Below are 22,932 nucleotides of genomic sequence, written 5' to 3'. Positions count from 1 at the left end.
CGGCGAAGGGGGTGGGCTCAGCCCTCGTGGAGCGTGATGACCACGTGGGTGGCAGGCGCCGCGTCGGCGGAGCCCCACTCCATCGCGGAGTCGCCGGAGTCGCGGGTCCACACCCGGTCGCCGACCTGCACGCTGGTGATGTTGCGGGCCTTGGCCTGGGCGACGGCCCAGGCGCCGACGGCCCAGCCGTGCCGCTCGTCGGTGGCCTCGACGGTGACGCTCTGCCCGTCGGCGGTGGCCGTCTGCCCGGTCTGCTCCGTGATGGCGGCGACGAGCCGGTCGGGGCGGCCAGCGGCCTCGGGGCCGTCGAGGCGGCAGACGAGACCGCCCGGGGAGTGGCCGCTCAGCGCCGAGGCGATGGTCCGCCCCTCCTGCTCGTGGTCGGCGTAGGCCTCGGGGTAGCCGCTGCGCTGGACCTCCTGGGCGATCTCCGTGATGACCATGTCCTGCCAGCCGTCGACCTTGACGAGGGCGTCGTAGAAGGCGTTGGTGGCGTAGACGGGGTCCTGGAGCTGCGTCTCGTTGCCCCAGCCCTGGCTGGGGCGCTGCTGGAAGAGGCCGACGGAGTCGCGGTCGCCGTAGGAGAGGTTGCGCAGCTTCGACTCCTGGATCGCCGTGGCGATGGCGATCGTGCCGGCGCGGGCGGGCAGACCACGCTTGACCCCGAGGAGCACGATGGTGCTCGCGTGGTTCATCTGGTCGGGTCGGAAGCTGACGCTCTGCTCGAGCGCGGTCGCCCGGCACTCCTCACCGAGGAAGAGACCGACGCGGTCGCGGGCGTACCAGAGGCCGATGCCCCCGACGAGGGCGAGCGCGCACAGGGCGGCGATGGCGGTCAGCCACCGGGGCCCGCCCTCGTCGTCCAGCGGCGGGTGCTCGGCTCTGGGCACGGTCAGTCGTTGGCGTGCAAGGCGTCGTTGAGCGCGATGCCGTGGCCCGTGCGGTCGCGGGCCTCGACCGTGCCCGTGACGGAGTTGCGGACGAAGAGCAGGCCGCTGCGGCCGGAGAGCTCGGCGGCCTTGACGACGGCGCCATCGGGCAGCGTGACCTTGGTGCCGGCGGTGACGTAGAGGCCGGCCTCGACGACGCAGTCGTCGCCCAGGGCGATGCCCACACCGGCCTCGGCGCCGACGAGGCAGCGCTCGCCGATGGCGACGCGCTCGGTGCCGCCGCCGGAGAGGGTGCCCATCGTCGAGGCGCCCCCGCCGATGTCGGAGCCGTCGCCGACGACGACGCCCTGGCTGATGCGACCCTCGACCATCGAGGTGCCGAGGGTGCCGGCGTTGAAGTTGACGAAGCCCTCGTGCATGACGGTCGTGCCGGAGGCGAGGTGGGCGCCGAGGCGGACGCGGTCGGCGTCGCCGATGCGCACGCCGGAGGGGGTGACGTAATCGGTGAGCCGGGGGAACTTGTCGATGCTCGTCACCTGGACCGGGCCGCGGGCGCGCAGCCGGGCGCGAGTGGTCTCGAAGCCATCGACCGCGCACGGGCCGTGGTTGGTCCACACGACATTGCTCAGCTGGCCGAAGAGGCCGTCGAGGTTGATCGTGTTGGGCTGGACGAGGCGGTGGGAGAGCAGGTGGAGGCGCAGGTAGGCGTCGGAGGCGCCCTCGGGGGCCGCGTCGAGGTCGATGGCGACGGTGACGACCTCGGTGCGCACGCCGCGGGCGGCGTCCTCGCCGGCGAGCGCCACGAGCTCCTCGGGGACCTGTGTGGCCTCGGGGGCCTCGCCGAGCGCCGGCTCGGGGTACCAAGTGTCGAGGACGGTGCCCTCTGTCGTCACGGTGGCCACGCCGTGGCCCCAGGCTGCGCGCGTCGTCGTCATGGCCCAGATCCTACGAAACGGCCGCCTGCGCCGACCAACCCGTGATCCCCCGCCCCGCATTTCCCTAGGGAAATGTCATCTGGGGTGGTGATTTCCCTAGGGAAATGCGGTGGGGGGTGGTGATTTCCCTGGGGAAATGCGGTGGGGAGCCGGGGGTACGTGCGAGGGGGGAGAGGCGGGTGGGCGCAGCGCCTAGGGTTGGCTCCATGCCGAGCCTGGATCTCACCGCCGACGTCGTCACCCTCACCCAGCAGCTGTGCGACATCGAGTCGGTCAGCCACGAGGAGGGGCCGATCGCCGACGCGATCGAGGCCGCGCTGCGCCCCCTTCGTCATCTCGAGGTGATCCGGCGGGGCAACACGGTCATCGCCCGCACCGACCTCGCCCGCGACGAGCGGGTCGTGCTCGCCGGCCACATCGACACCGTGCCGCTGACGAGCGAGCCGGCCAACCTGCCGACCCGACGTGAGCAGGTCGGCGGGGTCGACGTGCTGTGGGGGCGCGGCACCGTCGACATGAAGGGCGGGGTCGCCGTCCAGCTCAAGGCCGCCCTCGTCGAGGAGCCGAGCCGCGACGTCACCTTCCTCTTCTACGAGGCCGAGGAGGTCGACGCCGTCTACAACGGTCTGCAGCTGCTCGCGGAGTCCGACCCCGAGCTGCTCGCCGCGGACTTCGCCGTGCTCCTCGAGCCGACCAACGCCACGGTCGAAGGGGGCTGCAAGGGCACGATGCGCGTCGAGGTGGTCACCAAGGGCATCGCCGCCCACTCGGCCCGCCCGTGGAACGGCCACAACGCCATCCACGACGCCCACGAGGTGCTCGCCGCCCTCGCGGCCCACGAGGAGCAGACCGTCACCGTCGACGGCCTCGAGTACCACGAGGCCCTCCAGGCGGTCGGCATCAGCGGCGGCATCGCCGGCAACGTCATCCCCGACAGCTGCAGCGTGCTCATCAACTACCGCTTCAGCCCGGACAAGGACACCGAAGCCGCCCTCGCCTATGTCCAGACCGTGCTGCCCGGCCGCGAGCTGCACCTGCGCGACGTCGCCGAAGGGGCCCGGCCGGGGCTCGACCTGCCGGCGGCGCAGGCCTTCGTCGCCGCCCTCGACGTGCCCGTCGGGCCCAAGGAGGGCTGGACCGACGTCGCCCGCTTCAGCGCGCTCGGCATCCCGGCCGTCAACTTCGGCCCGGGCGACCCCAACCTCGCCCACCACGACGAGGAGCGCTGCCCGGTCGAGCAGATCACCGCGGCGGAGGCCGCCGTGCTGCGCTGGCTCGCGTAGGGTCGCGACGTGACCGATCAGGGGAACCAGCCCGCCAGCGACCGGTGGTACCACAAGGGACCCGTGCTCATGCGCGGCCGTCAGGTGCCCAAGTCGACGACCGACCAGCGCCTGCTCGACGACAAGGGGCACGCCGACTGGTTGCACACCGACCCGTGGCGCGTCCTGCGCATCCAGGCCGAGTTCGTCGAGGGCTTCGGCGCGCTCGCCGAGCTCGGGCCCGCCGTGAGCATCTTCGGCAGCGCCCGCACCCCCGCCGACTCGCCCGGCTACGCCCAGGGCGTCGAGCTCGGTCGTCTCGTCGCCGAGGCCGGCTACGCCGTCATCACCGGTGGCGGCCCCGGCGCGATGGAGGCCGCCAACCGCGGTGCCCGCGAGGCCGGTGGCACGAGCGTGGGCCTGGGCATCGAGCTGCCCTTCGAGGCCGGGCTCAACCCCTACTGCGACCTCGGCATCAACTTCCGCTACTTCTTCGCCCGCAAGACGATGTTCGTCAAGTACAGCGAGGGCTTCGTCGTCCTGCCCGGTGGCTTCGGCACCCTCGACGAGGTCTTCGAGGCCGTGACCCTCGCCCAGACGGGCAAGGTGACGAGCTTCCCCATCGTGCTCATCGGCGTCGACTACTGGGCCGGTCTCATCGACTGGCTGCGGGGTTCGGTCCTCGGGGGCGGCATGATCAGCCCCGACGACATCGACCGGCTGTACGTCACCGACGACCTCACCGAGGCCGTCGAGTACGTCAAGCGTGAGTCGGCGCGGGTGCGCCCCGTGACCCCCGAGCAGCCGGAGTGACGCCATGGTGTGGATCCTCTTCGCCCTCGTCGCGGTCTTCGTCGTCGTCGTCCTCGTCGCCGTCGTCACCGGTCGCCTGACGCCCGACCCCATGGCCGAGCCCGTCGGGTCCACCCCCCACCACGGTCTGCCGGAAGGGGCGTGGGCTGCTGACGACATCGACCTGGTGCGCTTCGACACCGCGCTGCGGGGGTACCGCATGGACCAGGTCGACGAGGTCCTCGACCGGCTGCAGCAACGCATCGCCGAGCTCGAGATGGATCGTCCCGGTCGCGGCGAGCGTCGTGATGACGACCCGGGCCTCGACTGACCCGACCACCGGCGAGGCCGGGGGGAGGCTCCCTTCGTCCTCGTGGTGGCGCACCTCCGCGGGCCGCTCCGCAGCCGGCCGGGCCGTCCTCGCCCGGCCGGTCCGCGCGCTGCTCGTCATCTACGCGATCAGCCGACTCGTCGCGCTGCTCGGCATCTGGGTGGCCGCGCACTACTACCAGTCACCGGCCGGCGTCGGGCACCTCGACCCGGGTCTGCCCGACATGTTTCGCCTGTGGGACACGGAGTGGTACCGGCGGATCGTCACCGAGGGCTACCCGATCCCGCTCCCCGCCGACCCCGAGACCGGGCAGATCACCTACAGCGCCTGGGCCTTCTTCCCGCTCTTCCCGGGACTCGTGCGCCTCCTCATGGTCACCGGTCTGCCCTTCACCGCCGCCGCGGTCCTGCTCAACCTCGCGCTCGGCGCGGCCGCGGTCGTCCTCGTCTGGAAGGTCCTGAGCTTCCCCGGCCACGCCGCGAGCCAGCCGGCCCGCGAGCGGCTCGCCTTCGTCGCGGCCGCGTTGTGGTGCTTCTACCCGGCCACCGGCGTCATGCTCCTGCCCTACACCGAGGCGCTCGCCGCGGTGCTCATCGCCGCCGCCCTCCTCATGCTCATGCGGGGGCGCTACCTGACCGTCGCCCTCATCGCGCTCCTCCTCGGCTTCACCCGCGGCGTCGCGGCCCCCCTCGGCCTCGCGGTCCTGGCGCACCTGTGGCTGCGCTGGCGCGACGACAGGGAGAGCGGCACCGCTCCCTTTGCCCACGACCGCACCCGCATCGTCCTCATGTGCTTGGCCACCGGCATCTCCGGCATCGCCTGGCCGATGACCGTGGGCTACCTCTCCGGGCTGCCCGATGCCTTCTTCCAGGTGCAGGCGGCGTGGGGCCAGCGCCCCGACCAGGGCCCCTTCGTCCTGTGGTTCAGCTGGGCGTGGGAGCAGCGCGGACTGCTCGCGGTCGTCGTCATGGTGGCGCTCGTCGCGACCTACCTCGCGCTCGTCATCGGCCGACACGGCTCGTGGATCCCGCTCGAGGTGCGCATGTGGGCCCTCATGTACCCGCTCTACCTCTTCGCCGTCGTCCGCCCGATCACGAGCATGTGGCGCTTCCTGCTCCTCGACTTCCCGCTCGCGGCTCTCGTGGCGTCCGTCGTCATGCGCACCTCGACCGGAGGTCGCGTCGTGCGGCACTGGCGGCGGCGCGCGGCGGTCGTCGTGCTCGTGCTGGTGTTCGGTGTCTTCGCGTGGTCGTGCGGTCTCCTGCCGTACGTGCCGTGGCACGTCACGCCTCCGTGACCGGTCGCCGAGCAGGTCGCGCTCGGCAGGGATTAGGACCGTGACGACGAAGAGGTGGATAATGGGGGCAACGCGTCGGCGCCTCTGGCGCCACCGACCGGTGACGGACCGGTCGGTCTGTAACGAAGGGAATCGCACATGGCGGCAATGAAGCCACGCACGGGGGATGGTCCGCTCGAGGTCGTCAAGGAGGGCCGGGGCATCGTCCTGCGCATGCCGCTCGAGGGCGGTGGCCGTCTCGTCGTCGAGATGAAGCCCGACGAGGTGCTCGCCCTCGGCGAGGCCATCGACAACTGCGAGGGCCTGCAGAAGTAACCCGCTCGAGAGCCCCCGGACACGCTGCGTCCGGGGGCTCTCGCGTGCCCGGGCGGCGACCGGCCGGCGTGGCCGTTCGGATGATGACACGGGGTTCCCCGCCCGTGCGGGCACTCGTTACGGTGCCGGGACCATGCAGATCAGGACGGGACCGAGGGACGCTGGATGAACGCTGGATACGGGCTCGCCGTCCGATGGTCGCTGAGCGACGCCCCCGACGACGTCGCGGAGCAGCTGCGCGAGTACGTCGTCGGGACCTCGATGGCCAACTTCATGTTCCTCGACGGTCTGGCCTTCAAGACCTGGCGCATGGTCGAGGGGGAGTGGTTCGAGGGCACCTACGTCTTCGACGCCGCCAAGGACCGCGACGACTTCTGCACCGAGTTCACGGCGACCGCGGCCGAGTCCGTCGGCAGCCGGATCATCGGGTCCGCCCCGACGGAGATCACCCCCTTCGAGGTCGTGGCGATCGCCGAGGGGCCGGCGCAGTTCCGCCGCGGCCCCGGGCCGGGCAGCGTCTGAGCTAGCGCTTCACCGCGGCGAGGAGCCCGTCGCCGACGGGCAGCAGGCTCGGGATGAGCCGCTCGTCGTCCCGCAGCTGCTTGCCCAGGTCGCGCAGCAGCACGGTCGTCGCGTCGCGCACCGCCGGGTCCGCCACCTTGTCGTGCCAGAGCATGTTGTCCATGGCCAGCACCCCGCCGGGGCGCAGCAGCCGGATCGCGTGCTCGACGTAGTCGGGGTAACCCTGCTTGTCGGCGTCGATGTGCACGAGGTCGTAGCTCGCGTCGTTCATCCGCGGCAGGACGTCGAGGGCCCGGCCGGTGATGACCCGGGTACGCTGCGCCGCGATGCCGGCGGAGGCGAAGGATCGCTTGGCCCGCAGCGCGTGCTCCGGCTCGATCTCGATCGAGGTGAGCACGCCGTCGGCGGGCATGCCGGCGAGCAGCCACAGGCCGGAGGTGCCCGCGCCGGTGCCGATCTCGATGACGTGCCGGGCCCCGACCGCGGCGGCCAGGAGGCGAAGGGCGGCGCCCCCGCCGGTCCCGATCGGCACCGCACCGAGCTCGGTCCCCGTGCGACGGGCGGCGTCGACGGACTCCTCCTCGGCGATGAACTGCTCGGCGTAGGCGTGGCTGGTGAGCTGGGCGGCGGTCATGGGAGTCCACCCTAGTCCGGCGGGCCCGTCCCAGACTTCCTTCAGGTTGGCCGAGGATGCTGCCGTGCGTGACCATTGAAGCCACCGTTCGCACCTCCGACGAGGAGCCATGGGTCCCGCCGACCTGGGCCGAGGTCGTCGAGCAGCACGGTGAGCGCGTCTACCGACTGGCCTACCGCCTGACCGGCGACGTCCACGACGCGGAGGACCTCACGCACGACGTCTTCGTGCGGGTCTTCCGCTCCCTCGACGGCTACACCCCCGGGACCTTCGAGGGGTGGCTCCACCGCATCACGACCAACCTCTTCCTCGACCGGGCCCGCCGCAAGCAGCGGCTGCGCTTCGACGCGCTGACCGACGAGTTCGCCGCCCTGCTGCACACCGGGACGGCCAGCCCGGAGCAGATCTACCTCGAGCACCACCTCGACGGCGACATCCAGCGGGCTCTCGACGCACTGCCCCCGCAGTTTCGCGCCGCCGTCGTCCTGTGCGACATCGAGGGCCTGACCTACGAAGAGGTCGCCGAGGCGCTCGACATCAAGTTAGGCACCGTCCGCTCCCGGATCCACCGCGGCCGCGCCCAGCTGCGCGAGAGCCTGAGCCACCGGGAGCCGGCCCCGTCGACGCGCACCGAGAGCCGCCGCCGGGGCGGGTCCGGCTTCCCGCTGGCCCGCCCGGTCACCGGCACCCTGTGACGCCGGCAGCCACCCGACAAGGCACAATCGGCCCATGAGCTCTCCGCACCCGGGCGACCAGCAGGGGCCTGAGCAGGGCCCCCCCGCGCCCACGCAGCCGCTGCCGCAGACCGGTGACTCGGCAGGTGGCGCTGCGCCCGCCGGCGGCTCGCCGTACATCCCCTTCGAGCACTACGAGCAGCAGCACGCTGCCGCCCCCTTCGCCCAGCAGCCGACCGCGGTCGGTGCCCCGCCGACGCAGCCGCCCACCCCGGCGGCGACCCGGCGCCGCGGGCCCGGCTGGCTCGGAGCGGGCGCGATGACCCTGACCGCTGCCCTCCTGGCCGGCGGCATCGGTGGCGTCGGTGGGGCGGCGCTCTCCGACGACGGTGGTGACGACGGCCCGACGATCGTCCAGCGCGACGGTGACACCACCCAGCGGCCCGACGGCTCGATCGCGTCGATCGCGGCCGACGCCGTGCCGAGCGTCGTCACGGTGCGCGTGCGCGGCGCCTCGGGCGCCGGCACCGGGTCCGGCTGGGTCTACGACGACAAGGGGCACGTCGTCACCAACGACCACGTCGTCGACGCCGCGGACGACGGGGGCAGCGTGAGCATCGAGCTGCCCGACGGCACCCGGCACGACGCCGAGGTCGTGGGCCAGGACTCCTCCTACGACCTGGCGGTGCTCAAGGTCGACTCCGACGACCTCGAGCCGCTGACGATCGGCTCGTCCGACGACGTCGTCGTCGGCGACGAGGTCGTCGCCGTGGGTTCCCCGCTCGGCCTCGGCTCGACCGTCACCGCCGGCATCGTCTCGGCGCTCGAGCGCCCGGTGACCGCGGGCGAGGCGGGCGACGAGTCCTTCATCTCCGCCATCCAGACCGATGCGGCGATCAACCCGGGCAACTCGGGTGGGCCGCTGCTCAACGGCGAGGGCCACGTCATCGGGGTCAACTCGGCGATCGCCCAGGTGCCGGGTCAGCAGCAGGCCGCGGGGTCGATCGGCGTCGGCTTCGCGATCCCCTCGGACGTCGTCGTCCGCACCGTCGACCAGCTCATCGCAACGGGCAAGGCCGAGCACCCGATGATCGGTGTCAGCCTCGACCGTCGCTGGACCAACGAGGGCGCCAAGGTCCTCGAGGACTCCGAGGCCGACTCCGGTGACGCGGTCGTGCCGGGTGGCCCCGCCGACGACGCGGGCGTCGAGCCCGGTGACGTCATCACCCAGCTCGACGGTCGCCGGGTCACCGACGTCGACCAGCTGATCACCCGCATCCGGGCCAAGGCCGTGGGGGATAAGGTCACCCTGACGGTCCGACGGGACGGCAAGGAGCAGGAGCTGACGATGACGCTCGAAGCGGCTAAGGAGAGCTGACCCATGCCGGTGCACGGGACCGAGTTCCTCGTCCTCATCCTGCTGGCATTCATCATCCTCGGCCCCAAGCAGCTGCCGGAGTACGCGGCCAAGCTCGCCCGCGTCGTCGTCAAGGCGCGACGGATGGCCAACGACGCCAAGGTCCAGCTCAAGGAGCAGATGGGCCCGGAGTACGAGGACCTCGACTGGCGTCAGTACGACCCGCGGCAGTACGACCCGCGGCGCATCGTCAAGCAGGCCCTGCTCGAGCCGCTCGACGACGCCTTCAGCCTCGACGACAAGCCGGCGGCGCGCACGGCCGGCGAGGCCGACGACGAGCACGTCGAGCCGCTCGCCCTGGCGAGCGTCCCCGAGGGCACGCCCTGGGACCGCGAGGCGACCTGAGCCCGTCCACCTCGGGCCAGACCCACGACGAAGGGGGCGAGGAGAGCGAAGCGAGCTCTCCTCGCCCCCTTCGCGGGCGTGCGGGGTGGTGCGCCGTCAGCGACCGGTGGGCGTCAGGCCGAGACTGCGGCCAGCGAGCCCGCGCGACCGGGTCGCGAGTCCGCGGGCGATGCCACGCAGGGCGACGGCGGCGGGGCCGTCGGGGTTGGACAGCACGGCCGGGGCGCCCTGGTCGGAGCCCTCGCGCAGGCTGACGTCGAGCGGGATCTGCCCGAGCAGCGGCACGTCGGCGCCGACGGTGCGGGTGAGGGAGTCGGCGACCGACTGTCCGCCTCCGGCGCCGAAGAGCTCCTGGCGGGAGCCGTCGGGCAGCTCGAGCCAGGACATGTTCTCGATGACTCCGACGAGACGCTGGTGGGTCTGCATGGCGATCGAGCCAGCCCGCTCGGCGACCTCCGCAGCGGCCTGCTGCGGGGTCGTCACGACGAGGATCTCGCTGTTGGGGATGAGCTGGGCGATGGAGATCGCGATGTCGCCGGTGCCGGGCGGCAGGTCGAGGAGCAGGACGTCGAGGTCGCCCCAGAAGACGTCACCGAGGAACTGCTGCAGCGCACGGTGCAGCATCGGGCCACGCCAGACGACGGGCTGGTTGCCGGGGACGAACATGCCGATCGAGATGACCTTCACGTCCGAGGCGATCGGCGGCAGGATCATGTCGTCGACCTGGGTCGGCGGGTGCGTCACGCCGAGCATCCGGGGGATCGAGAAGCCGTAGATGTCGGCATCGACGACGCCGACCTTGAGGCCCTCGGCGGCGAGGGCCGCGGCGAGGTTGGCGGTGATCGACGACTTGCCGACGCCGCCCTTGCCGGACGCGATGGCGTAGACGCGGGTCAGCGAGCCGGGCTTGGCGAAGGGGATCTCCTTCTCCGCCTGGCCGCCGCGCAGGTGCGTCTTGAGCTCGGCGCGCTGCTCGTCGTTCATGACGCCGAGGGTGACCTTGACGTCGGTGACGCCCTCGATGGCCGAGAGGGCCTTCGTCGTGTCGGTCGTCAGGGTGTCCTTCATCGGGCACCCGGCGACCGTGAGCAGGATGGTCGCGGTGGCGAGGCCGGCGGCGTCGACGGCAGCGGTCTCGACCATGCCGAGCTCGGTGATGGGGCGCCGGATCTCAGGGTCGATGACCGTGCTCAGCGCCTCGCGCAGCTGCTCATCGGTGATCGTGGGGTGCAAAGAAGCCATTGCCCCATCGTAGATCGCCGCGCGGAGTGGCCTGTGTCTCACCCTGCGCCGCACCCTGCCGGGAGGACCGGGAGCGTCCCTTCGAGATGGTCGCGGGACGACCTCCTCAGGGGGCGAGGGGCTTGCGCTCGGCGACGTCGTCGCCGCCCTCGTCCTCCTCGCGCCGGCGCACCTCGAGCCCCTTGACCTCCATCTCCTCGAGCAGGTCGCGCAGCTCGCTGCGGATGAAGTCGCGGGTCGCGGCGTCGCGCAGGGCGATGCGCAGGGCGGCGACCTCGCGGGTCAGGTACTCGGTGTCGGCGAGCGCCCGCTCGGCCTGCACGCGGTCCTGCTCCAGGGCCACGCGGTCACGGTCGTCCTGTCGGTTCTGCGCGAGGAGGATCAGCGGGGCGGCGTAGGAGGCCTGCAGCGACAGGATGAGCGTGAGCAGGGTGTAGTTGAGCGCCCGCGGGTCGAACTGCGCGGCCTCCGGGGCGAAGGTGTTCCACGCCAGCCACACGACGACGAAGACCGACATCCAGATGAGGAAGCGCGGCGTGCCCATGAAGCGCGCGAACTTCTCCGAGAGGACGCCGAAGGTCTCCGTCGAAAAGTTCGAGGGCCGGCGGATCAGCTGGCGCCGCACCTCCTGGGGGGTGTCGACGCGGCTCGTGGGTCGACGCTCACTCATCGGTCACCTCGTGCCTCTCGTCGCGCCAGTCCTCGGGGAGGATGTGGTCGAGGACGTCGTCGACCGTCACGGCGCCCAGCAGGTGCTCGCCCTCGTCCACGACCGGTGCGGACATGAGGTTGTACGTCGCGAGGGTGCGGGTCACGTGCCCGAGCGGTGCGTCCGGCCGAAGGGGGTCGATCGCCTTGTCGAGGTAGCGCCCGATGCTCTCGTGCGGGGGCTCGCGCAGCAGCCGCTGGATGTGGATCATCCCGAGGTACTTGCCGGTCGGGGTCTCGAGCGGGGGCCGGCAGACGTAGACGGTCGCGGCGAGGGCCGCGGTGATCTCCTCGCGGCGCACGACGGCGAGGGCCTCGGCGACGGTGTCCTCGGGGGCGAGGATCACCGGCTCGGTCGTCATGAGACCACCGGCGGTGTTTTCGTCGTAGCTGAGCAGGCGTCGCAGCGGCTCGGCGTCGTCGGGCGTCATGAGCTGCAGGAGGGTCTCGGCCCGGTCGGGCGTGAGGACCGACAGCAGGTCGGCGGCGTCGTCGGGGTCCATCGCCTCGAGCACGTCGGCGGCGCGGGACTGGGTGAGCAGGCCGAGCATCTCGGCCTGGTCGTCGTCGCCGAGCTCCTGGAGGATGTCGGCGAGGCGGTCGTTGTCGAGGGCCGCGACGACGGCCTGGCGGCGCTCGGGGGCGAGGTCGACGATGACTTCGGCGAGGTCGGCGGCCTTGAGGTCCTCGACCGACTCGAGCAGCTTGACGGCGGAGTGCTCGGCGGCGCTCACCGACGCGGACAGGCCGGTGACGTCCTCCACGGGGACGGTGAAGGTCTCCCCCCTTCGTCGCACGAGGAGGCCGCGGCGCGTCTGGCGACCACCGCGGACGAAGACCTTGGTCACCGACCAGTTGCGGTTGGCGGACTGCTCGACACCGATGTCCTCGACGGTCGCCTCGACCGGGCCGTCGTCGGTGCGGACGGTGACCGGGCGCTCGAGGAGGTCGGCGAGGACGAGGGTCTCGGTCGCGCGCTGCTCGAAGCGGCGCATGTTGACCAGACCGGTGGTGATGACCTGGCCACCCTCGACCGAGGTGACCCGGGTCATGGGGACGAAGACGCGGCGTCGCCCGGGGACCTCGACGACGAGCCCGATGACGCGCGGCCGGCGGGAGGGGGAAAAGGTGACGACGACGTCGCGCACCCGCCCGACCTGGTCACCCAGGGGGTCGAAGACGTTGAGGCTCGCCAGGCGGGAGACGAAGAACCGGGAGGGAGCACTCACGCCCACAGACTAACCGCGGCTGCGTGCCGGGCGAGTCAGCCGCGGCCGCGCCCACCGAGATGCCACGGGCGCCGCACGCGGGTGCCAGCGGCGCCGACGGTGACGGGCCCGGCGACGCGGGCGTCACCCTCCGGCTCCGGCCGGCCGGGGGCCTGCACGGGTGTGCCGAAGGGGGAGAGCAGCCAGATCGTCGACTCAGCCCGCCACCGGTCGAGCAGGTCGGCCGGTGCGTTGAGGCGCTCGCCGAGCAGGGTGGTCGCGGCGGTCTCCCACCACGGGTTGCCGGGGGATAGGGCCTGGGCGGCGGCGTGCAGGGTGAGGAGGCGACCCCCGTCGCCCTTGCTGCGCAGCACGAGCCGCAGCTGCTCGGGCAGCGGGCCGAGGTCGGCCTCGGGGCCGCCGGAGACGACGAGGACCTGCCCGGCGAGCTCGTCCTGGCCCGTGGCAAACCACGTGAGGCGCTCGCCGCCGGGCAGCTGGAGCCACAGCACACCCGACGTCTTCAGCGCCTCGGTGGTGAGGGCGGAGAGGTTGACCTGGCTCATGGCGACAGCCTAGGCCGGGCCGCGGCAGCCCGGGTGGTCCCGGGTGTCGGTCGTCATACCGACCGGGAGCGGCCCCTTGCTAGGTTGCGGCCGAACCCCCTTCGCTCACCCTGAGAGGACTCGAGCCACACATGCGCAGTGCCAAGGACTTCTTCGCCCCACTCGCCGTCGGGGCGCCCGCCCCGGCCCGCGAGGTGCCGGCGCGACCGAGCCGGATGATCCACTTCTTCGACCCGAGCAACCCGAAGATGGCCGCGAAGGTGCCGGACATGGTCGGCGTCGCCGACGTGCTCCTGGGCAACCTCGAGGACGCCGTCGTCGCGGACAAGAAGGAGGCCGCGCGCGAGGGCCTCGTCCAGATCGCCAAGGACGTCGACTTCGGTGAGCACACCCAGCTGTGGACCCGGGTCAACGCGCTCGACAGCCCGTGGGTCCTCGACGACCTGACGACCCTCGTCACGCAGATCGGCGACAAGCTCGACGTCGTCATGGTCCCCAAGGTCCAGGGCCCCGAGGACATCCACTACGTCGACCGGCTCCTCGCGCAGCTCGAGGCGAAGGGGGGCGTGCAGCGCCCGATCATGGTCCACGCCATCCTCGAGACCGCCCGCGGCATGGCCAACGTCGAGGCCATCGCGGGTGCCAGCCCGCGCATGCAGGGCATCTCTCTCGGCCCGGCCGACCTGGCCGCCGACCGCCGGATGAAGACCACCCGCGTCGGTGGCGGCCACCCGGGCTACCTCGTGCGTCAGGACCCCTCGAAGGGAGCCGACGGCACCCCGGACTACCAGGGCCAGCGCACGGTCTTCCAGCAGGACCTGTGGCACTACACGATCGCCCGCATGGTCGACGCCTGCGCGATGCACGGGATCTTCCCCTTCTACGGCCCCTTCGGCGACATCAAGGACGTCGTGGCCTGCGAGGACCAGTTCCGCAATGCCTTCCTCCTCGGCTGCGTCGGCGCGTGGAGTCTGCACCCGGTGCAGATCGACATCGCCAAGAAGGTCTTCAGCCCGAGCGCCGAGGACGTCGCCCACGCCCGCGAGGTGCGCGACGCGATGCCGAGCGGCGGTGGCGCCGTGATGATCGACGGCAAGATGGAGGACGACGCCAGCTACAAGCAGTGCATGGTGATCCTCGAGCTCGCCGAGCGTCTGTCCGCCAACGACCCCGAGCTCGCCAAGCTCTACGCGGAGGCCTGAGTCATGACCGAGAGCACCTACACCCCCCGCCGCTCCGTCCTCTACATGCCGAGCTCCAACGCCCGTGCGCTGGATAAGGCGAAGACCCTGCCCGTCGACGCGCTGATCCTCGACCTCGAGGACGCCGTCGGTCCCGACGACAAGCCGGCCGGGCGCGAGGCGGCGTGCGCCGCGGTGCGCTCCGGCGAGTACGGCGACCGCGAGCTGACGATCCGGGTCAACGGCATCGGCACGCAGTGGCACGACGAGGACATCGCGGCGGCGTCGCAGGCCGGCCCGCACGGCATCGTGGTGCCCAAGGTCAACACCGCCGACGAGGTCCGTCAGCTCGTCGCGGCCATGGAGGCCGCGGGCGCCCCCGAGCACACGAAGCTCTGGGCGATGATCGAGACGCCCGCGGCGATCTTCAACATCCGCGAGATCGCGCGGGCCTCTGACCGGCTCGTCGCCTTCGTCCTCGGCACCAACGACCTCGTCAAGGAGCTGCAGGCGGCGCACGTGCCCGGCCGCACGCCGCTCATCACGTCGCTGTCGCTCGCACTGCTCGCCGGGCGCGAGGCCGGCATCGCCGTCCTCGACGGCGTGTACAACGCGGTCAAGGACCTCGAGGGCTTCACGGCCGAGTGCGAGCAGGGCCGCGACATGGGCTTCGACGGCAAGACCCTCATCCACCCCGGCCAGGTCGAGGTGTGCAACTCCACCTTCGCCCCGAGCGAGGCGGCCGTGGAGGAGGCGAAGGGGGTCCTGCAGGCCTGGCAGGACGGTGCCGGCAAGGGCGTGGTCACCCACAACGGCAAGATGATCGAAAACCTCCACGTGGACATCGCCCGTCGGGTCCTCGCGACGCACGAGGCGATCAGCGCCAGATCGTGACCTCGGTCCCTGTGGATCGTCCCAGCACGTGCTGGGGTTGACCGTAAGATGTTTCACATCTCGGGCAACCACGGCACGTGCTGGTGCGTCTGAGGGGGAAAGGCGGACTTCAGGGGGTCCGCCACGGAGGAAGGAAACTTCAGATGGGCACGTACGAAGCACGTCATGCCGTCGCGGACGTGGAGACCTCTCCGCAGCGCCGGCTCATCATGCGCAGCAGCCTCGCCACGGCTGCCGTCGCCACCGTCGGAGCGGCGGGTCTGGCAACGCCCGCATCGGCGGCCACCCGCCGCAGTCTCAAGTTCGGCAGCAAGGGCAGCGACGTCAAGGCGCTCCAGGTCAAGCTCCGCGCGTGCGGCTACTGGCACGCGGGCAGCGACGGCCTCTACGGCACGACGACCGAGCAGGCCGTCATGGCCGTGCAGAAGGTCTACCGCCTCGATCGGGACGGCGTCGTCGGCCCGGCGACCTGGAAGGTCATCGACCGGCTGATCCGCCCGGGTGCCAAGACCAAGAGCGGCAACGTCTGCGAGATCAACCTCGAGAAGCAGACGATGATGTTCGTCGTCGGTGGCAAGGTGAAGTGGGTCTTCAACACGAGCACCGGCGCGGCGGGCTGGCGCACCCCCAAGGGGCGCTACACCTTCTTCCGCCAGATCAACGGCATGCGCAATGCTCCGCTCGGTCAGCTGTGGCGGCCGAAGTACTTCAACGGCGGCATTGCCATCCACGGTGCGAAGTCGATCCCCGGGTACGCGGCCTCGCACGGCTGCGCGCGGTTGTCGAATGCCGCGATCAACTACGTGTGGAGTGCCAACCTCGCACCGATCGGCAGCAAGGTCTGGGTCTACTGATCCACAGGCACACGTGACGCAGGGGGCGAGCCGGGCTCGCCCCCTTCGTCATGCCCGGGCGTGGTCGAGGACACCCTGAGACTCCATGGCAGTGCCGCGGCGCCGCTGGGATACTGACCCGGATCCCGCAGAACCACGAGAGCAAAGGTGGACGCATGTCCCGACTGCAGACGACCGACGGACTGACCGAGGAGCAGGTCGACCTGCTGGGCCTGGTCAAGGAGTTCGTCGACGAGCAGATCATCCCGGTCGCGCAGGAGCTCGAGCACGCCGACGAGTACCCGCAGAAGATCGTCGACCAGATGAAGGAGATGGGGATCTTCGGCCTGATGATCCCCGAGGAGTTCGGTGGTCTCGGAGAGTCGCTGCTCACCTACGCGCTGTGCGTCGAGGAGATCGCGCGCGGCTGGATGCCGGTCTCCGGCATCATCAACACCCACTTCATCGTCGCCTACATGATCCTCAAGCACGGCACCGAGGAGCAGAAGCAGCACTACCTGCCGAAGATGGCCTCGGGCGAGATCCGCGGCGCCTTCTCGATGAGCGAGCCGGGGCTCGGCTCCGACGTCGCCGGCATCAAGACCAAGGCCGTGCGCGACGGCGACAGCGACGACTGGACGATCAACGGCCAGAAGATGTGGCTGACCAACGGCGCCTCCGCCAACCTCGTCGCGGTGCTCGTCAAGACCGACCTCGGCCACGACAGCCCACACAAGAACATGACGACCTTCCTCATCGACAAGACCGAGGGCTTCGGCGAGACCGCCCAGGGCGTCACCGTCCCCGGCAAGATCGAGAAGATGGGCTACAAGGGCGTCGACACGACCGAGCTCGTCCTCGAGGGCCACAAGACGACGACCGGCCAGATCCTCGGCGGCGAGCCGGGCAAGGGCTTCTACCAGATGATGGACGGCGTCGAGGTCGGCCGCGTCAACGTCGCCGCCCGCGCCTGCGGCCTGGCGATGCGCGCCTTCGAGCTCGGTGTCTCCTACGCCCAGCAGCGCGAGACCTTCGGCAAGAAGATCGTCGACCACCAGGCGATCCTCTTCCGCATCGCCGACATGGCGAGCAAGGTCGAGGCCTCTCACCAGCTGATGGTCAAGGCCGCGCGCCTGAAGGACAAGGGCGAGCGCAACGACCTCGAGGCCGGCATCGCGAAGTACATGGCGGCCGAGTACTGCGCCGACGTGGTGAACCAGTCCTTCCGGATCCACGGTGGCTTCGGGTACTCCAAGGAGTACGAGATCGAGCGGATCTACCGCGAGGCCCCGATGCTGCTCATCGGTGAGGGCACCGCCGAGATCCAGAAGATGATCATCGGCAAGAGCATCCTCAAGGACTACAAGCTCAAGGGGTGACGACGGGGTCGCTCCGTCGACGGGGGCTGGCCGTCAGGGTGACGGCCAGCCCCCGTCGTCATCACGCCCGGCATTTCGGGCCGCGGCGACCGGGTGGGAGACTGGACCCATGAGCACCCAGCCCCAGATGTCCGCCTTCCTCGAAAATCAGCTCGGGCTGGACTACCCGATGTCGCTGGGCACCCATGACTCCTACGCCGAGGCGCAGCGGGCGGTCGACTTCCTCGCCGACAAGGACTTCCCGGTGCAGGACGTCATGATCGTCGGCACCGACCTCAAGCAGGTCGAGCGGGTCCGGGGACGGCTCACGACCGGCAAGGTCGTCGTCGGCGGCCTGCTCTCGGGCATCTGGATCGGTGTCTTCGTCGGGCTGATCTTCGCGATGTTCGAAGGGAGCGACGGCCTCCTCCCGCGGATGCTCTCGACGATGGCCATGGGTGCCGTCTTCGGTGCCGTGTGGGCCTGGCTCGGGTACCGCTCGACGGGCGGGCGACGTGACTTCACGTCGATCAGCCAGGTCGTCGCCAGCCGCTACGAGGTGCTGTGCGAGCACAAGCACGTGCAGCGGGGGCGCGAGCTCATGGCCGAGCTCGACCCGATGCGTGCGGCGCAGGAGCAGCTGCGACGCAACCAGGAGCAGGCGCGGGCGCAGTACGAGCGCGAGCAGCGTGGCGGTCCCAGCTCGGCCCAGTGACCCACTAGCGTCGTCGGTGTGAGCACCGAGCCCGCCCTGGCCGCCCTCGACGAGACCACCTTCGACTCCGTGCTGTGCGTCGTCGCCCACCCCGACGACATCGAGTACGGCACCGCAGCCGCCATCGCCAAGTGGACCGCCGCGGGCAAACGCGTGCGCTACTTCTTGCTGACCCGTGGTGAGGCGGGCATCGACACGATGGACCCGGTCGACGCCGCGCCCGCCCGCGCCGACGAGGAGCGCGCGAGCGCGGCCGTCGTCGGTGTCGAGGAGGTCGAGTTCGGCGACCACTCCGACGGGACCATCGAGTACGGCCTGACCCTGCGGCGCGACATCGCCTCGGCGATCCGTCGGGCCCGCCCCGACCTCGTGATCGGCACGACCTTCGACGTCACCTTCCCCGGCGGGGTCCTCAACCAGGCCGACCACCGGGCCGTGGGTCTGGCGACGGCCGACGCGTGCGCCGACGCCGGCAACCGCTGGATCTTCCCCGAGCTCGTCGACGACGGCCTCGAGCCCTGGCACGTCCGGCTGCTCGCGGTCGGCGGCAGTCAGCGGCCCACGCACTTCGTCGACGTGACCGGCCACCTCGACGACGCGATCGAGTCGCTCGAGGAGCACCGGCTCTACAACGCCGCGCTGCCCGAGGACTTCCCGAAGCCGGCCGAGCTGCTCGGCAACATCCTCGGGGGTGGCGGTGAGGCCGTCGCGGACCCGGCCGTCGAGCACGCCCTGCTGCTCGAGGTCTTCCAGCGCTGAGGGCCGAAGCCACGCGCCCTTCGCGCTGGCCCGGACGCACGTATCGACTCCGGACGCGGGTATTGCTGCGTCCGGAGTCGATGTGTACGTCCTGATCGTGGCGAGCCCGCCCGCCTGTGGATATCTGGCCGGGCGTCGACGGCGTCTGCGCGACGATCGCACGGTGGACCACGAGCTCAGGGAACGCGCGATGCGGCAGGGCGGTGTCTTCACCTGGCAGGACGTGCGGGCCTGTCTGCTGGGGGAGTCCGCGGTCAGGGCGGCGATCCGGCGAGGGCAGGTCGTCAGGGTGCGGCGCGATGCCTACGTCCTGGCCGACCTGTGGTACGGGGCCCGCCCATCCGAGCGGCTCGCCCTGCGCACTCGGGCCGTGCTGCGGGCCCGACCGGGGGATGTCGCCAGCCACCAGAGCGCCCTGGCCCTGCACGGCCTGCCGATCTGGGGCGTGCCGCGGGACATCGTCGACGTCATGGCGGACGTGTCCCGCACCCGGACTGTGTCGGGACTGCGCGTGCACGCCGCTCCCGAGGGACTCGAGCCGGTGAACATCGGGGGGTGCCGGGCGGTGGGTATCGGCGAGGCAGTGGCCCAGGTCGCCGCCCGGCACGGTCCGGTGGCAGCACTCGTCCCGCTCGACCACGCGCTGCACGAGCGGATGTGCACGGTGCCGGGGGTCCGTGCCGCGGGTGACGCGCTGGCGCCCGGTGGCCTGGGTCGGGCCCGGTTCGACGCGGTGCTCGCCAGAGCCGACAGGGCGAGTGAGTCCGTGGGCGAGACCCGTACGCGGGTGATCCTCGAGGATCTCGGCTACGCACCGGCCAGCCAGGTGCGGCTGCACGATGCCGAGGGGTTCATCGGTCGGGTGGACTTCCTCATCGACGATGCCGTGGTCGTGGAGTTCGACGGGATGGTCAAGTACGAGGGCGCGGACGGGCGCGAGGCGTTGGCCCAGGAGAAGCGCCGCGAGGAGCGGCTCACGGCCGCCGGGTGCGTCGTCATCCGGCTCGTGTGGTCGGACCTGGACCACCCGGAGCGGATCCGCGCGTTGGTCGAGTCGGCCCGACAGCGCGTTGCTCGGCGACGCTGACGCAGCAATCGACTCCGGACGCGGGTATTGCTGCGTCCGGAGTCGATATCTGCGTCCTCACAGCGGCCAGGGGGCGAAGGGGAGGCCCCGCACGTCGGGAGGTGGTGCCCCCCTTCGCTCAGCGGGGGATGAGCACCGTGTAGTCGAGGTCGAGGACGACCTCGGGCAGGTACTTGCCGTCCTCGCCCTTGTAGGGGAAGTCCGAGCACGGGGTGTCCTTCGTCGCGACCGTGCGCAGGCGCAGCGCGCCGACGTCGGTGCGGCCGGGCAGCTCGATGCGCTCGAGGACCTCCGACCAGGCGTAGATCGTGTCGCCGGCGAAGGTCGGGTTGGCGTGCGCGCCGGCGTTGATCGCCGCGATGAGCTGGCCGTTGGCCAGGCCGTTGAAGGACAGGGCTCGCGCGAGGCTGATGATGTGGCCGCCGTAGATGAGGCGGCGCCCGATCTTCGCCTGCGACTGGGCGTGCTGGTTGAAGTGGACCTTCGCCGTGTTCTGGTAGAGCCGCGTGGCCAGCATGTGGTCCGACTCCTCGATCGTCATGCCGTCGACGTGGTCGATCCGCTCGCCGACCTCGTAGTCACCCCAGAGGAAGGGGGAGCCCGCGAGCTCGACGTCGTAGTCGCGGCCGGTGAGGTCGAAGGGGACGAGGAGGTCCTCTGCCGCAACGGCACCCGGCAGGTCGGGGATGACCGTCTCGGGGGCGGGGGAGGCCGCGTCCTGCTTGTTGACCATGACCCAGCGGACGTAGTCGACGACCATCTCGCCGCGCTGGTTGACGCCCACGGAGTTGACGTAGACGACGCCGGTGCGGCCGTTGGAGTTCTCCTTCAGGCCGATGACGGTCGAGGTCGTCGTCACCGTGTCGCCGACGTGCAGCGGCGCCCCGAAGCGACCGCCCGCGTAGCCGAGGTTGGCCACGGCGTTGAGGCTGATGTCGGGCACCGACTTGCCGAAGACGAGGTGGAAGGCGAGCAGGCTGTCGACCGGCATCCGCTCGAAGCCCATCGCCTCGGCGAAGGTCGCTGCGCTCGTCGCCGCGAAGCGCGAGCCGTAGAGGCCGGTGTAGAGCGCGATGTCGCCCTCGGTCACCGTGCGCGGCGTCGCGTGCCGGATCTCCTGACCGATCGAGAAGTCCTCGAAGTAGTTGCCGGGGACCGTCTTGGTCGACATGTGCGCGGGCCTTTCGGTGGGCGAAGGGGGTCGGGGCCATCTTCCCCCTTCGCCCCGGTGGTGGTCTGCCCGTCCGGCTGTTGACCCCGCCACACCTCCCGCTCCCCGCCCCTCGAGACGGCGCTGGCGCGCCTCCTCGGGACCCGGAGGTCGCCCCGCGGCATCTCCCCGCTCCCTGAGGAGGTCGCCCCGCGACCGTCTCGAAGGGAGACCCGACACCGGCCGGCCATCTCAGGATCTCCCGGCCATCAGGACTAGGACCGGGGCCAGCTGGCTCAGCGGCTCTGGACGTCCGCGATCCAGGCCTCGACCTCGTCGGCGGTGTGCGGCCAGTCGCCGGAGAGGTTGCGGCAGCCGTCCTCGGTGACGACGACGTCGTCCTCGAGACGCACACCGATGCCGCGGAAGCGCTCGGGGACCTTGAGGTCGTCGGCCTTGAAGTACAGACCGGGCTCGACCGTGAGGACCATGCCCGGCTGCAGCTCGGCGTCCATGTACTCCTCACGGGTCGCGAGCGCGCAGTCGTGGACGTCGATACCGAGGTGGTGGCTCGTGCCGTGGACCATCCAGCGGCGGTGGTACTGGCCGTGGTCGGTGTCGAGGGTGTCCTCGACGGAGACACCTTCGGGCAGCAGCCCCCAGCCGTGGAGGTGCTCGGCGATGACGCGGATCGCGGCAGCGTGCACGTCGGAAAACTTGTTGCCCGGCTTGACCGCGGCGATGCCGGCGGCCTGCGCGGCGGCGACGGCCTCGTGGACCTCGCGCTGGGTGGGCGAGAAGGTGCCGCTCACCGGCAGCGTGCGGGTGATGTCGGCGGTGAAGAGGGAGTCGAGCTCCACCCCGGCATCGAGGAGGATGAGGTCCCCGTCCTTGACGTCACCGTCGTTCTTGATCCAGTGCAGCGTGTTGGCGTGGTCGCCGGAGGCGCAGATCGAGTCGTAGCCGACGCCGTTGCCCTGGTGGCGGGCGTGCAGGCCGAAGGTGCCCTCGACCCAGCGCTCGCCGCGGCCGCGGTCGGGCAGCGTGGGCAGCTCGCGGATGACGGCCTCGAAGCCGACGCGCGTGGCGTCGACGGCCTGCTGCATCTGCTGCACCTCCCACGCGTCCTTGACCATCCGCAGGTGGGACAGGTCGTGGGCCAGCGCGGCATCGCCCTCGGCGAGCGTGTCGGTGTCGGCGCCGGCCTGGGCGCGCACCGTGTCCAGGCGGGCGGTGAGGTCGCGGTCGGCGTCGCGCACCAGGCGCACGGTGACCTGACCCGCGTCCTTGCCGACGGCGTCTTCGAGCTGGTCGACGTGCCGGCCGGTCAGTCCGAGCTCGGACTCGACGTCCTCGATCGAGGGGCGCGCACCGACCCAGAACTCGCCGTACCGGGCGTCGCCGAAGAACTCCTCGGAGTCGCGCGGGGCGAGCGGGCGGAAGTACAGGACGGCTTCGTGCCCGGCCTGCTCGCCCGGCGCGCCGAGCGGCTCCATGACGAGGACGGCGTCGGGTTCGCGGTCGGCGCCCAGCCCGGTGAGGTGGGCGAAGGCCGAGTGCGGGCGGAAGACGTAGTCGCAGTCGTTGCTGCGGACCTTGAGACCACCGGCGGGGACGACGAGGCGCTCGCCGTCGTGGGTGGCGGAGACCGCGGCGCGACGCTCGGCCGCGCGCTCGGCGGCCTCGGTGAGGGCGGGGCGATCGTCGGACCGGGGCGCCCAGTCCTCGGCGACGAAGGCGCGGAACTCGTCGGTCGTCGGTCGCTTGCGGTTGTCTGCCTGCTGCTGCTCCTCGCTCATCCGGCCATCGTCTCATCC

General features: G+C 71.3%; 25 protein-coding genes. 16 read left to right on the top strand and 9 right to left on the bottom strand.

The features are described from left to right. Positions 1-17 precede the first annotated feature (17 nt). Both CWN80_RS15575 and dapD read right to left on the bottom strand, forming a co-directional pair. Positions 18-890, bottom strand: coding sequence for a hypothetical protein (locus tag CWN80_RS15575; RefSeq protein WP_192899866.1), 873 nt, complete (start codon positions 888-890; stop codon positions 18-20). A 2-nt stretch (positions 891-892) separates the two neighbouring features. Then, the gene (gene dapD / locus CWN80_RS12640; RefSeq protein ID WP_128277390.1) at positions 893-1,825 is read right to left on the bottom strand and encodes a 2,3,4,5-tetrahydropyridine-2,6-dicarboxylate N-succinyltransferase; all 933 of its coding nucleotides are present in this window, start codon (positions 1,823-1,825) and stop codon (positions 893-895) included. A 206-nt stretch (positions 1,826-2,031) separates the two neighbouring features. Between dapD and dapE the strand changes: the two genes are divergently transcribed. From dapE to CWN80_RS12610, 6 genes are all read left to right on the top strand, one after another. Further along, positions 2,032-3,108, top strand: coding sequence for a succinyl-diaminopimelate desuccinylase (dapE, locus tag CWN80_RS12635; protein ID WP_007923762.1), 1,077 nt, complete (start codon positions 2,032-2,034; stop codon positions 3,106-3,108). A gap of 9 nt (positions 3,109-3,117) precedes the next feature. Continuing rightward, positions 3,118-3,900 carry an LOG family protein gene (locus CWN80_RS12630; RefSeq protein ID WP_007923761.1) on the top strand — a complete coding sequence of 261 codons (783 nt, stop codon included), beginning with the start codon at positions 3,118-3,120 and terminating at the stop codon, positions 3,898-3,900. Between the two features lie 4 nt (positions 3,901-3,904). Then, the gene (locus CWN80_RS12625; protein WP_128277389.1) at positions 3,905-4,210 is read left to right on the top strand and encodes a DivIVA domain-containing protein; all 306 of its coding nucleotides are present in this window, start codon (positions 3,905-3,907) and stop codon (positions 4,208-4,210) included. After that, positions 4,188-5,507 (top strand): hypothetical protein, encoded by a 1,320-nt coding sequence (locus tag CWN80_RS12620; RefSeq protein WP_007923759.1) that lies wholly within the window; start codon positions 4,188-4,190, stop codon positions 5,505-5,507. The genes CWN80_RS12625 and CWN80_RS12620 overlap by 23 nt, the downstream gene beginning before the upstream one ends. 138 nt (positions 5,508-5,645) lie before the next feature. Beyond that, complete coding sequence (locus tag CWN80_RS12615) at positions 5,646-5,822, top strand: DUF3117 domain-containing protein (protein ID WP_007923758.1); 177 nt, start codon at positions 5,646-5,648, stop codon at positions 5,820-5,822. A gap of 165 nt (positions 5,823-5,987) precedes the next feature. Continuing rightward, the gene (locus CWN80_RS12610) at positions 5,988-6,344 is read left to right on the top strand and encodes a hypothetical protein (RefSeq protein ID WP_128277388.1); all 357 of its coding nucleotides are present in this window, start codon (positions 5,988-5,990) and stop codon (positions 6,342-6,344) included. 1 nt (position 6,345) lies between these two features. Here the strand turns inward: CWN80_RS12610 and CWN80_RS12605 are convergent, their stop codons facing one another. After that, on the bottom strand, positions 6,346-6,978 hold the full coding sequence (locus CWN80_RS12605) for an O-methyltransferase (RefSeq protein WP_007923756.1): 633 nt from the start codon (positions 6,976-6,978) through the stop codon (positions 6,346-6,348). Positions 6,979-7,034: 56 nt separating this feature from the next. Between CWN80_RS12605 and sigE the strand changes: the two genes are divergently transcribed. From sigE to CWN80_RS12590, 3 genes are read left to right on the top strand one after another with little or no spacing between them, the layout of a single operon-like run. Next, positions 7,035-7,673 (top strand): RNA polymerase sigma factor SigE, encoded by a 639-nt coding sequence (gene sigE / locus CWN80_RS12600; protein ID WP_051987766.1) that lies wholly within the window; start codon positions 7,035-7,037, stop codon positions 7,671-7,673. A 34-nt stretch (positions 7,674-7,707) separates the two neighbouring features. Then, positions 7,708-9,030: a S1C family serine protease gene (locus tag CWN80_RS12595; RefSeq protein WP_007923754.1), complete on the top strand. Its 1,323-nt coding sequence runs from the start codon at positions 7,708-7,710 to the stop codon at positions 9,028-9,030. Between the two features lie 3 nt (positions 9,031-9,033). Further along, positions 9,034-9,414: a twin-arginine translocase TatA/TatE family subunit gene (locus CWN80_RS12590; protein WP_007923753.1), complete on the top strand. Its 381-nt coding sequence runs from the start codon at positions 9,034-9,036 to the stop codon at positions 9,412-9,414. Positions 9,415-9,510: 96 nt separating this feature from the next. Here the strand turns inward: CWN80_RS12590 and CWN80_RS12585 are convergent, their stop codons facing one another. The 4 genes from CWN80_RS12585 to CWN80_RS12570 all read right to left on the bottom strand — a co-directional run bounded on the left by CWN80_RS12585 (position 9,511) and on the right by CWN80_RS12570 (position 13,138). After that, a complete protein-coding gene (locus CWN80_RS12585) occupies positions 9,511-10,656 on the bottom strand; it encodes an Mrp/NBP35 family ATP-binding protein (protein ID WP_040880410.1) in 1,146 nt (381 codons plus the stop codon). A gap of 106 nt (positions 10,657-10,762) precedes the next feature. After that, entirely contained in the window at positions 10,763-11,326 is a 564-nt protein-coding gene (locus CWN80_RS12580; RefSeq protein ID WP_128277387.1) for a DUF1003 domain-containing protein, read from the bottom strand. Beyond that, entirely contained in the window at positions 11,319-12,593 is a 1,275-nt protein-coding gene (locus tag CWN80_RS12575) for a magnesium transporter MgtE N-terminal domain-containing protein (protein ID WP_007928600.1), read from the bottom strand. Before CWN80_RS12575 ends, CWN80_RS12580 begins: the two co-directional genes overlap by 8 nt. A gap of 35 nt (positions 12,594-12,628) precedes the next feature. Next, positions 12,629-13,138: a hypothetical protein gene (locus tag CWN80_RS12570; RefSeq protein ID WP_007928599.1), complete on the bottom strand. Its 510-nt coding sequence runs from the start codon at positions 13,136-13,138 to the stop codon at positions 12,629-12,631. Positions 13,139-13,269: 131 nt separating this feature from the next. Here CWN80_RS12570 and CWN80_RS12565 point away from each other — a divergent pair, with 131 nt between their 5' ends. The 7 genes from CWN80_RS12565 (at position 13,270) to CWN80_RS12535 (ending at position 19,965) form a co-directional block, all read left to right on the top strand. Then, complete coding sequence (locus CWN80_RS12565) at positions 13,270-14,340, top strand: HpcH/HpaI aldolase/citrate lyase family protein (RefSeq protein ID WP_007928598.1); 1,071 nt, start codon at positions 13,270-13,272, stop codon at positions 14,338-14,340. 3 nt (positions 14,341-14,343) lie between these two features. After that, positions 14,344-15,213, top strand: a complete 870-nt coding sequence (locus CWN80_RS12560; protein WP_007928596.1) for an HpcH/HpaI aldolase/citrate lyase family protein — start codon at positions 14,344-14,346, stop codon at positions 15,211-15,213. A 179-nt stretch (positions 15,214-15,392) separates the two neighbouring features. Beyond that, positions 15,393-16,067 (top strand): L,D-transpeptidase family protein, encoded by a 675-nt coding sequence (locus tag CWN80_RS12555; protein WP_202865251.1) that lies wholly within the window; start codon positions 15,393-15,395, stop codon positions 16,065-16,067. 155 nt (positions 16,068-16,222) lie between these two features. Next, positions 16,223-17,425 (top strand): acyl-CoA dehydrogenase family protein, encoded by a 1,203-nt coding sequence (locus CWN80_RS12550; RefSeq protein WP_128277386.1) that lies wholly within the window; start codon positions 16,223-16,225, stop codon positions 17,423-17,425. Positions 17,426-17,534: 109 nt separating this feature from the next. Continuing rightward, positions 17,535-18,119, top strand: coding sequence for a YflT domain-containing protein (locus CWN80_RS12545; protein WP_128277385.1), 585 nt, complete (start codon positions 17,535-17,537; stop codon positions 18,117-18,119). Between the two features lie 18 nt (positions 18,120-18,137). Beyond that, a complete protein-coding gene (locus tag CWN80_RS12540; protein ID WP_007929497.1) occupies positions 18,138-18,878 on the top strand; it encodes a PIG-L deacetylase family protein in 741 nt (246 codons plus the stop codon). Between the two features lie 163 nt (positions 18,879-19,041). Continuing rightward, positions 19,042-19,965: a type IV toxin-antitoxin system AbiEi family antitoxin domain-containing protein gene (locus tag CWN80_RS12535; RefSeq protein ID WP_007929496.1), complete on the top strand. Its 924-nt coding sequence runs from the start codon at positions 19,042-19,044 to the stop codon at positions 19,963-19,965. 118 nt (positions 19,966-20,083) lie between these two features. Here CWN80_RS12535 and CWN80_RS12530 read toward each other — a convergent pair whose 3' ends face one another. Together CWN80_RS12530 and CWN80_RS12525 are read right to left on the bottom strand one after the other, a co-directional pair. Beyond that, positions 20,084-21,136 (bottom strand): MaoC family dehydratase, encoded by a 1,053-nt coding sequence (locus tag CWN80_RS12530; RefSeq protein ID WP_007929495.1) that lies wholly within the window; start codon positions 21,134-21,136, stop codon positions 20,084-20,086. Between the two features lie 275 nt (positions 21,137-21,411). Continuing rightward, a complete protein-coding gene (locus CWN80_RS12525) occupies positions 21,412-22,914 on the bottom strand; it encodes an aminopeptidase P family protein (RefSeq protein WP_007929494.1) in 1,503 nt (500 codons plus the stop codon). Positions 22,915-22,932: the final 18 nt, after the last annotated feature.

Origin of the sequence: Janibacter hoylei PVAS-1 (assembly GCF_004025845.1) — a bacterium.
Classification (GTDB): Bacteria; Actinomycetota; Actinomycetes; order Actinomycetales; family Dermatophilaceae; genus Janibacter; species Janibacter hoylei.
The sequence above is the reverse complement of the archived record's forward strand: the minus strand, read 5'-3'. Positions and strand labels throughout refer to the sequence as shown.